The sequence below is a fragment of the Nocardiopsis listeri genome, assembly GCF_020741345.1.
Taxonomy (GTDB): Bacteria; Actinomycetota; Actinomycetes; order Streptosporangiales; family Streptosporangiaceae; genus Nocardiopsis; species Nocardiopsis listeri_A.
The window spans coordinates 1-9,108 of record NZ_DYZD01000031.1 but is presented as its reverse complement, the minus strand read 5'-3'; the positions used below and the strand labels follow the sequence as shown (position 1 = coordinate 9,108).

Sequence of the window (9,108 nt, the reverse complement as noted above, 5' to 3'; positions counted from 1 at the left end):
CGTACTGATCGCTCTCGGCGCCGTCCTGGTGTCGGTGGCCCTGTTCAACAAGTTGCCGCGCCTCGTCGCCGAGCGCCCGGCCCCGCCCCGCACCGGTGGCGGGGTCGCCACCGCTCAGCGCACCGCCGCGCCACCCCGGCTGCGCCTGGCCGACGCGCGGCTCACCGAGAACGGACGCGCCGTGTTCACCGCCATCGGCGGTAGCACGCTCATCATCGCGTTCTTCCTGGCCCTGTCCGGGTTCTAGCGGTCTCCTTCGGCGCCTCCGCCGGTGCTCGGACCCACTCGTCGCCGGCCGGAGGCCGCTCCCGGTCAGGGACGGGAGGAGTGTCCGCCGGCCATACGGACCAGCAGACCGCCCGCGACCGTGGCAGCGATGCCGCCGGTCACCACCGCGGCCCGACCCACCCTTTCGCGCAGCTGCGACGCGCGCCGGGCGGCGGCCTCGGCCGACTCACGCTCGGAGTCACCGAAGGGGCCGCCGCAGAGCACCGGATCGAACTCTCGGGGCCGCCAGCGCGCGAAGGTCCACGGCTTCATCGGCAGCCGCGGGCTCGTGCCCGGCGTGGTGCGCGGTTTGAACCGCACGGGCTCCTCCTCGGGCGCGTCGGCCCGAAGGAACCTCGGCGAAGGACCGGTGTAGTACAGCTCGCCGGGGGCGTTGGCGATCATCTCCACCAACAGCTTCGCGCAGGCCCGGGCGTCGCCCAGGGCCGTGTGCTGACCCGTGGGCCAGTCCCCGCTGAGCAGGTGAGAGGCGCGCGGCAGCGAGTAACGGGCCAGGTCCAGCTGCGAGCGCAGGGCCCGCAGCGTGCACAGGCCCGACTGCCCGGACGACAGCCCGGCGGGCACCAGTTCGGCGGTGAGGAACCGTTCCTCGAAGTCCAGGTTGTGGCCCACGACCACCGCCCCGGACAGCAGTTCGGCGATCCGGGGGACGATCTCCGCGGCGCGCGGGGCACCGATCAGTTCGCCCTCACCGATCCCGTGGAACTCCTGGCCGCCGAGCGGCGCCCGGGGGTCCACCAGGGTGCTGAACTCGTCCACGACACGACCGTCACCGTGCACCCGCACCACGGCGATCTCCACCAACCGGGCGCCCTCACGCGGGTCCAGGCCCGTGGTCTCCACGTCGATGACCGCGTATTCCAGGTCCGCCGCCCGCGTTCCGACCCGTCTGCGGGTCAGCGCGCCCGTTCGCAGCGTTCCCATCGTGTGCCCCACTCCTCGAATCAGCCCTCGGTCGCGGCGTTCTCACCGCCGGCAACGACCCTACTGCCCAGGTCGGACAGCCGGGTCCGTCAGGGCGGAACCCTGAGGGGTGGGAAGAATCGTCCTCTTGTGTACGTTTTGACGCGTGCCCGGCAAAGGTCGGGGGAACCGATCTCCCCCATGGCCCGGGAACAGTCACCCGATCGGCCCCGATGGCGAGGAGATCCCCACATGACCCAGGCCCCGATCCCCGGTTACGTCCCCCTGGCGGAGGTCGTGCGTTCCGGGATGCGTGAGAGCGTCCACTACGGAGCCGTCGTCGGCCTGTCCCCCGTAGGAGAGATCGCCTACGCCCGCGGACCCGTGCACGACCCCATGTTCCCCCGTTCGGCCGCCAAACCCTTCCAGGCCCTGGCCATGCTGCGTGCGGGCGCCGACCTGAGGGGCTCCTCCCTGGCCATCGCCGCGGGCAGCCACGGCGGAGAGGACATCCACGTGGCCGAGGCCGAGCGCATCCTGGCCGCCGCGGGGCTCACCGCCGACGCCCTCGGCTGCCCCGAGGACGTCCCCGGTGGCACCGCCGCCCGTAGGGCCTTCCACGCCGAGGGGCGCTCCCCCTCCCGCCTGTACATGAACTGTTCGGGCAAGCACGCCGGCATGCTCGCCGCCTGCGCGGCCAAGGGCTGGGACACCGACGACTACCTCGACCCCGAACACCCCTTCCAACAGCTGGTGCGCGAGGCCATCGAGGACATGTGCGGCGAACAGGTGGCGCACACCGCCGTCGACGGCTGCGGGGCGCCCCAGCTCGCGGTGACCCTGGTCGGCCTGGCCCGCGGCGTGCAGAGCATGCGCCTGTCACCCGAGGGCACCCCCGAACGCTCCGTTCTGGAGGCGATGAGCACCCATCCCGAGTACGTCTCCGGCACGGACCGGATCGACACCGAACTGATGCGCCGCGTGCCCGGCCTGGTCTCCAAGGTCGGCGCCGACGGGGTGCTGGTGCTCAGCGCTCCCACCGGCGAGACCGTCGCGGTCAAGATCAGCGACGGTGACGCCGAGCTGCGGGCGCGTACGCTGGTCGGCGTCACCGCCCTGCGTGCCCTGGGAGTGGACGTCGAGCCCATCTCCGACCACCTCACCACCGACGTCCACGGTGGTGGAGGGGTCGTCGGCCACGTCGGCGCGCTGTAGAGCGGGAACACCCCCGAACCCAACGGCCGCACACCACACGAGGGAGAACGCACGGTGTCCGACACCCTGGACCGGATCGTCATCACAGGCGCGGGGATGGCGGGGCTGCACGCCGCCGAGGCCCTGCGCGAGCGCGGGTTCGAGGGTCGCCTGACCCTGGTGGGCGAGGAGCCCCACGGGCCCTACTCGCGTCCCCCGCTGTCCAAGGAGGTCCTGACCGGCATCGGCATGGACCCCGCCTCGGGTGAGGCCGGGTGGCTGGTCGGGCACCGTGCGCTACGTCTTCGCGAGGACGAGGTGATCAAGGGCCTGGACCTGGACCTGCGTCTGGGGACCCGCGCGGTGGGCCTCGATCCGGCCTCTCGCGAACTCCGGCTGGACGGCCCCGAGGGCGCCGCCTCCCTTCGCTACGACGGGCTGATCGTGGCCACCGGCGCGCGGGCCAGGCGGCCCGACACCGATCTGGCCGGGGTACACGTCCTGCGCACCCTCGACGACGCAGAGGCGGTGCGCTCCGCATTCGACTCCACCGGGAGTCTGGTGGTGGTCGGGGGCGGATTCGTCGGCGCAGAGGTGGCCGCGAGTGCCCGCACCGTGGGCATGGAGGTGACCCTGGTCGAGGCTGCGCCCACCCCGATGACCCGGGTGGTCGACCCCGCGATCGGCGAGGTCCTCACCGAGATGCACCGTGAGAACGGCGTCGACGTGCGCCTGGGTGTGAGCGTGACCGGATACGAGGGTCAGGGCCGGGTGGAAGGGGTGCGCCTGTCGGACGGTTCGACGATCGAGGCGTCGCTGGTGGTGGTCGGGATCGGTGTGCACCTGAACACCGAGTGGCTGCGCGGATCGGGCGTGGAGCTCCTGCCGGACGGGTCGGTGCTCTGCGACGAGTACTCCGCGACCTCGGTGCCGAACGTCTACGCCGTCGGGGACCTGGCGAACTGGCCGCACCCCCGCTACGGCGGACGGATACGTCTGGAGCACTGGACCAACGCGAGCGAGCAGGGCGAGGCGGCGGCCCGCAACCTGCTCGCCGGTTCGGGCCGTGCCCCCTTCACCCCGGTCCCCTATTTCTGGTCCGACCAGTACAGGAAGAAGATCCAGCTGTTGGGACAGGGCGCTCCGGCGGATCGGGTCGCCTTCGTGCACGGTTCCCCCGAGGACCGGAAGTTCGTGGCGTTCCTGGGACGCGGGGGGATGCTCACCGGGGTCCTGGGGTTGCGCTCCACCCCGCGCACCATGCGTTACCGGGGCCTGTTGGAGAAGCCCACCACGTGGGACGAGGCCCTGGCCGCCGCGGGGATCAGTCCCGTAGCGTGATCGCCTGCTTGGGGCACAGCCTCTCCGCCTGACGGACCTTCTCGCGAAGCTCCTCGGCGGGTTCATCGGTGAGCAGGTACAGGAAGTCGTCGTCCCCGACCTCGAACACCTCGGGGGCCGCGCCCATGCACAGGGCGTTGCTCTCGCACTGGTCGAAGTCCACCTCGACGCGCACGTTCGCCACCTTCTCTCCGGTCCCGGGGCGTGCGGGCGCCCCTGCTTGTGGGATGGGCACACCCTAACGGTGTGGTCCGGCCCCGGGCAGGGGCCGGACCCTCCCCCGCAGAGCCTCTACCCGGCGAACCGGTCGGTGGCCTCGATGAGACGGTCGAGGACGCCCGGCTCGCTGACCGCGTGCCCGGCGTCGTCGACGACGTGGAACTCCGCCTCCGGCCAGGCACGGTGCAGGTCCCAGGCGGTGCGCATCGGGGTGCACACGTCGTACCGGCCCTGGACGATGACACCGGGGATGTGCCGGATGCGCTCGGCGCCCTCGATGAGCTGTCCGGGGGTGAAGAAACCCTTGTTGTGGAAGTAGTGGTTCTCGATCCGGGCGAACGCCAGGGCGTAGTCCTCGTCGGCGTAGTTCTCGCGCAGCGACGGGTTCGGCAGCAACGTGATCGTCGAGCCCTCCCACACACTCCACGCGCGGGCGGCCTCCAGACGCACCTCACGGTCCGGGGAGGACAGACGACGTGCGTAGGCGGCGACGAGGTCGTCGCGCTCCTCCTCGGGGATGGGGGCCAGGTAGGACTCCCACAGGTCCGGGAAGAGGTTGGAGGCGCCCTCCTGGTAGAACCAGCGGATCTCCTGATCGCGCAGGGTGAAGATGCCGCGCACGATCAGCTCGGTGACCCGCTCCGGGTGCGTCTGGGCGTAGGCCAGGGCCAGGCAGCTGCCCCAGGAGCCGCCGAAGACCTGCCAGGAGTCCACCCCGACCATCTCGCGCAGTCGTTCGATGTCCCCGACCAACGCCCAGGTGGTGTTGGCGGACAGGTCCACGTCCATGCCGCCGGCGTGCGGGGTGGAACGTCCGCAGTTGCGCTGGTCGAAGAGCAGGATCCGGTACTTGTCCGGATCGAAGAGCCTGCGATGGCCGGGGTTGCAGCCGCCGCCCGGGCCACCGTGCAGGAACACCACCGGCTTGCCCGTGGGGTTGCCGCTCAGTTCCCAGTAGACGCGGTCGCCGTCACCGACTTCGAGCATCCCGGAGTCGTACGGTTCGATCGGCGGGTACAAGGTGCGCAAGGCATGGCCTTTCGTGACTGTGGCGGGCTCCGGACCGGGATCAGAGCCGGTCCAGCAGCTCCGCCTTCTTGGTGCTGAACTCGTCCTCCGTCAGCAGCCCTTCAGCGTGCAGGCGACCGAGCTCACGGATCTTGACGAAGATCGCTTCGCCGTCGTCGCCGGCGGCCTCCAGCGCGGCGGGTTCCTCCACCGACACCGTGTGGCTGTTGACGGTGGCCGCCATGAGGAGGGTCTCGTCGCTGCCCTTGGCGCCGTGCGAGACCAGGGTGAAGAAGTCGTTCTCCAGGTCGGAGGTCTCGGTCAGGGTCACCCCGCGCAGGACCACCCTCAGGAAACCCTCGCTGAAGTCGACCTGCGGGGTCCAGTGGACGCGGTCGATCTCGGAGAGTCGGTACTCGCGGAACTGTTCGCGTTCCTTGGGGGTGCTGGTCATCCACCCGTCCCACTGCAACCGCACCCGATCCCCGTCGAAGGAGGCGGAGCCCTCGGCGGTGCGCACCTGCAGGGGCGGCCGGGCCACCATCCCCCGGGCGATCGAGGCGGGGTCCGGCGGTTCCTGCGTCATCTCACGGGCGAACCGGGTGGAGGCGGTGAGCTGTTCGGAGAAGTACTCGGCGACCAGTTCCTTATCGTGCGCCCCGGTGAGCAACAGCGGGGTGGACGCGGACCCCGTGGTGTCCAGGTCGGCGTAGGGGTCGGCTCCGTCCACCAGGCGCAGCCGCAACCGCCAACCGCGTTTGCGGTCGCCCGGGTCGAACTCCACTTCGCGCACCGCGGCGAGCGGCACCGTGCAGTGTCCCAGCGCCTTGAACAGTTGTGGAACCTTGCGCCCGGTCCCGAAACCGACGCGTACCCGCTCTTCGTCGAAGCGCCAGATCGCGTGGTGCCCGTGTAGCTCCTCCATGGTCCACCACCCTAGAGGGGACGACCCACGACACAAAGCCCGCTTCGGCGCGCTTCCGGGCGGCCGTCCAGGCGTCACCGGGAGCCGTCGCGGGTAGAACCTCGGGCACACCCCGAGCCACCGCCCGCATGGCGGTGGCGGCCCGTGGACGGCGCGCGGCGCGTGCCGCCCCCGAACCGGAGGTCTTCGATGTCGAAAGGGATGTCCGAGGGCGCACGGGAGTTCCGTGCCGCACGGGACCTGCTCCTGCAGCACCGGGAGGACCAGGAGACCGCCCACCGCGAGTTCGTCTGGCCCCGGCCCGAACACTTCAACTGGGCGCTCGACCACTTCGACCACGTGGCGGCGACCCGGCCGGATCGGACGGCGTTGTGGCTGGTGGAGGAGGACGGCACCGAGACCCGCCACACCTACCGGCAGCTGTCCGAGCGCTCCGACCAGGTCGCGAACTGGCTGCTCTCTCAGGGTGTCCACCCCGGCGACCGGATCATGGTGGCCCTGGGCGACCAGGTCGAACTGTGGGAGATCACGCTGGCCGCGATCAAGCTGGGCGTGGTGGTCTGTCCCACCTCTCCGGCGCTCTCGGAGGGCGACCTGGTGGACCGGCTGGACCGAGGCGACATCTCGCACGTGGTCTGCTCCCCCACCGACACCGAACGCTTCGACCCGTTGAGGGGCCACTGGACACGGATCTGCGTGGGCTACATGGACGGCTGGCTCAGCTACCCCGACTCCGAGCACGCCGGACTGGACTTCCAACAGCCCAGACCCACCGCCCCGGACGATCCACTGCTGATGTACTTCACCTCCGGGACCACCGCCGCGCCCAAACCGGTCACCCACACGCAACGGTCCTACCCCATCGGACACCTGTCCACCATGTACTGGCTGGGGGTCCGGCCGGGGGACATCCACCTCAACGTGTCCGCGCCCGGGTGGTCCAAGCACGCCTTCGGCAGCTTCTTCGGCCCGTGGAACGCCGAGGCGACCGTGCTCGTGGTCAAGCAGGCGAAATTCGACCCAGAGCGGTTCCTCGACGCGCTGACGCGCCACGGGGTGGACACCCTGTGCGCTCCACCCACGGTGTGGCGGATGCTGGCCCGGGCCGACCCCGGGGCGTACCGGGTGGACCTGAGCGAGGCCGTGGCCACGGGTGAACCGCTCGGCCCCGAGGTGATCCGCCACTTCCAGGAGGCGTGGGGGATCACCGTGCGCGACGGGTTCGGACAGACCGAGACGACCATGCTCATCGGCAACGCTCCCGGACAGCCGGTGGTCGCCGGCTCCATGGGCCGTGCGTTGCCCGGATACGACATCACGCTCATCGACCCGACCACCGACGAACCCTCCGACGTCGGCGAGATCTGCGTGGACCTGGGCAACGCACCCGTGGGCGCGATGCGCGGCTACTCCGACGATCCCGAGCGCACCCGGCGGAGCACCCGCACGGGCCGGTACCGCACCGGGGACATGGCCTCGGTGGATTCTCGCGGTTACATTACCTATATCGGCCGAATCGACGACGTGTTCAAGGCGTCGGATTACCGCATCTCACCATTCGAACTGGAAAGTGTTCTGGTCGAACACGAATACGTTGCGGAGGCGGCCGTGGTGCCCTCCCCCGACCCGCTGCGGTTGTCGGTGGCCAAGGCGTATGTGACCACGGCCGACGGGGTGGCACCCGACTCCGAGAGCGCGCGGTCCATCCTTCAGTACGCACGCGATCGACTCTCACCGCACAAGAGGGTCCGTCGCCTGGAGTTCGGCGACCTGCCCAAGACCCACTCGGGTAAGATCCGACGAGTGCGCCTGCGCCGGGCCGAGGCCGAACGCGGCACGGTCACCGACGGCACGCGCAACCCGCGTGAGTTCTGGGAGGAGGACCTCCCCGGGTTGAAGGAATGATCCCTCCACGCCCGCGAGGTCCCGAATAATTGCGACCCCGCCTTTTCGTCTCAGCACCTGAGACGAGGTCCGGGCAATTGCGCGAATGTGTCGTTTCCCATCCCCGTGATCCGGTGGAAAAACTCACGTCACCGTGCCGGCACCGATGTGCCGCGCTACGGTTTCAGCACCGCAACAAAACGACCGGACGGGAACAGGGAAACGATGACGAGCACCAATGACACACGGGTGGCGAGCTACAAGCCGCTCATCGCGCCCCGGGACCTGCTCGCGGAACTTCCGCTCAGCGACCAGAGCACCGCCCTGGTCGAGAGCTCGCGCGCCGAGGTCAAGCGTGTCCTGGACGGGGAGGACGACCGTCTGCTGGTCGTCGTCGGTCCGTGCTCGGTGCACGACACCGAATCCGCCATGGACTACGCGAACCGCCTGGCCGAACTGGTGCCGTCGATCAGCGCGGACCTGTGCGTGGTCATGCGCGTGTACTTCGAGAAGCCTCGCACGACCGTGGGTTGGAAGGGTCTGATCAACGACCCGGGGCTGGACGACACCTACGACGTGCACCGTGGTCTGCGTACCGCCCGCAAGCTCCTGCTGGACATCAACGCGCTGGGACTGCCCGCCGGGACCGAGTTCCTCGACCCGATCACCCCGCAGTACATCGCCGACGTGGTGTCCTGGGGCGCCATCGGCGCCCGCACCACCGAGAGCCAGGTGCACCGTCAGCTGAGCAGCGGCCTGAGCACCCCGGTCGGGTTCAAGAACGGCACCGACGGCGACGTGCAGGTCGCCGTGGACGCCGTGGGCGCGGCAGCCGCTTCGCACACCTTCTTCGGTGTGGACCCCAGCGGCGCCGGTTCGGTCGTGGAGACCCAGGGCAACCCGGACTGCCACGTCATCCTGCGCGGCGGGCGCAGCGGCCCCAACCACGACACGGCCTCGGTGGGCTCCGCCCTGGAGGTCATCGGCAAGGCCGGTCTGCCGCAGCGGCTGATGATCGACGCCAGCCACGCCAACAGCGGCAAGGACCACGTCCGACAGGTCGGTGTGGCCCGGGAGATCGCCGAACAGGTCGCCGAGGGGCAGAAGGGGATCATCGGTGTGATGCTGGAGAGCTTCATCGAGGAGGGCGCCCAGAAGCTCGGGGACCCGGCCGCGCTGACCTACGGCCGGTCCATCACCGACAAGTGCATGGGTTGGGAGACCACCGAGGGTGTGCTGACCAACCTCGCCGAGGCCGTGCGTCGGCGCCGCAAGAACGCTGTCTGACCCTCGACCCCACGACCTGGAGGGGGCTCGACACACGGATCCGTTCGGTGTCGAGCCCC

At 70.2% G+C, this 9,108-nt stretch carries 9 protein-coding genes; 5 read left to right on the top strand and 4 right to left on the bottom strand.

Annotation, left to right across the window (positions count from 1 at the left end; genetic code table 11):
- Positions 1 to 247: hypothetical protein (locus K8V84_RS01540; RefSeq protein WP_304069444.1), on the top strand; the 247-nt coding region annotated here is incomplete at its 5' end.
- A gap of 65 nt (positions 248 to 312) precedes the next feature.
- Here K8V84_RS01540 and K8V84_RS01535 read toward each other — a convergent pair.
- The gene (locus tag K8V84_RS01535) at positions 313 to 1,212 is read right to left on the bottom strand and encodes a 3'-5' exonuclease (protein WP_304069442.1); all 900 of its coding nucleotides are present in this window, start codon (positions 1,210 to 1,212) and stop codon (positions 313 to 315) included.
- A 231-nt stretch (positions 1,213 to 1,443) separates the two neighbouring features.
- On the opposite strand from K8V84_RS01535, the gene K8V84_RS01530 reads away from it, so the two are divergent.
- The gene (locus K8V84_RS01530) at positions 1,444 to 2,406 is read left to right on the top strand and encodes an asparaginase (protein ID WP_304069441.1); all 963 of its coding nucleotides are present in this window, start codon (positions 1,444 to 1,446) and stop codon (positions 2,404 to 2,406) included.
- 54 nt (positions 2,407 to 2,460) lie between these two features.
- Positions 2,461 to 3,726 (top strand): NAD(P)/FAD-dependent oxidoreductase, encoded by a 1,266-nt coding sequence (locus K8V84_RS01525; RefSeq protein WP_304069439.1) that lies wholly within the window; start codon positions 2,461 to 2,463, stop codon positions 3,724 to 3,726.
- Here the strand turns inward: K8V84_RS01525 and K8V84_RS01520 are convergent.
- The 3 genes from K8V84_RS01520 to K8V84_RS01510 all read right to left on the bottom strand — a co-directional run bounded on the left by K8V84_RS01520 (position 3,710) and on the right by K8V84_RS01510 (position 5,878).
- On the bottom strand, positions 3,710 to 3,901 hold the full coding sequence (locus K8V84_RS01520; protein WP_304069437.1) for a ferredoxin: 192 nt from the start codon (positions 3,899 to 3,901) through the stop codon (positions 3,710 to 3,712). The two genes, K8V84_RS01525 and K8V84_RS01520, sit on opposite strands and share 17 nt — an antisense overlap.
- Positions 3,902 to 4,017: 116 nt before the next feature.
- Positions 4,018 to 4,974 carry a prolyl aminopeptidase gene (gene pip / locus K8V84_RS01515; protein WP_304069435.1) on the bottom strand — a complete coding sequence of 319 codons (957 nt, stop codon included), beginning with the start codon at positions 4,972 to 4,974 and terminating at the stop codon, positions 4,018 to 4,020.
- A gap of 40 nt (positions 4,975 to 5,014) precedes the next feature.
- Positions 5,015 to 5,878 (bottom strand): DUF4429 domain-containing protein, encoded by an 864-nt coding sequence (locus tag K8V84_RS01510; protein ID WP_304069434.1) that lies wholly within the window; start codon positions 5,876 to 5,878, stop codon positions 5,015 to 5,017.
- Positions 5,879 to 6,067: 189 nt separating this feature from the next.
- Between K8V84_RS01510 and K8V84_RS01505 the strand changes: the two genes are divergently transcribed.
- Together K8V84_RS01505 and K8V84_RS01500 are read left to right on the top strand one after the other, a co-directional pair.
- Complete coding sequence (locus tag K8V84_RS01505) at positions 6,068 to 7,783, top strand: AMP-binding protein (RefSeq protein ID WP_304069432.1); 1,716 nt, start codon at positions 6,068 to 6,070, stop codon at positions 7,781 to 7,783.
- 204 nt (positions 7,784 to 7,987) lie between these two features.
- Positions 7,988 to 9,049: a 3-deoxy-7-phosphoheptulonate synthase gene (locus K8V84_RS01500; RefSeq protein WP_304069430.1), complete on the top strand. Its 1,062-nt coding sequence runs from the start codon at positions 7,988 to 7,990 to the stop codon at positions 9,047 to 9,049.
- Positions 9,050 to 9,108 lie beyond the last annotated feature (59 nt).

Bases quoted from the DNA above. Each gene is read 5' to 3' on its own strand.
- K8V84_RS01535 (WP_304069442.1), bottom strand. From the start codon at position 1,212: ATGGGAACGCTGCGAACGGGCGCGCTGACCCGCAGACGGGTCGGAACG.
- K8V84_RS01530 (WP_304069441.1), top strand. From the start codon at position 1,444: ATGACCCAGGCCCCGATCCCCGGTTACGTCCCCCTGGCGGAGGTCGTG.
- K8V84_RS01510 (WP_304069434.1), bottom strand. From the start codon at position 5,878: ATGGAGGAGCTACACGGGCACCACGCGATCTGGCGCTTCGACGAAGAG.
- K8V84_RS01505 (WP_304069432.1), top strand. From the start codon at position 6,068: ATGTCGAAAGGGATGTCCGAGGGCGCACGGGAGTTCCGTGCCGCACGG.
- K8V84_RS01500 (WP_304069430.1), top strand. From the start codon at position 7,988: ATGACGAGCACCAATGACACACGGGTGGCGAGCTACAAGCCGCTCATC.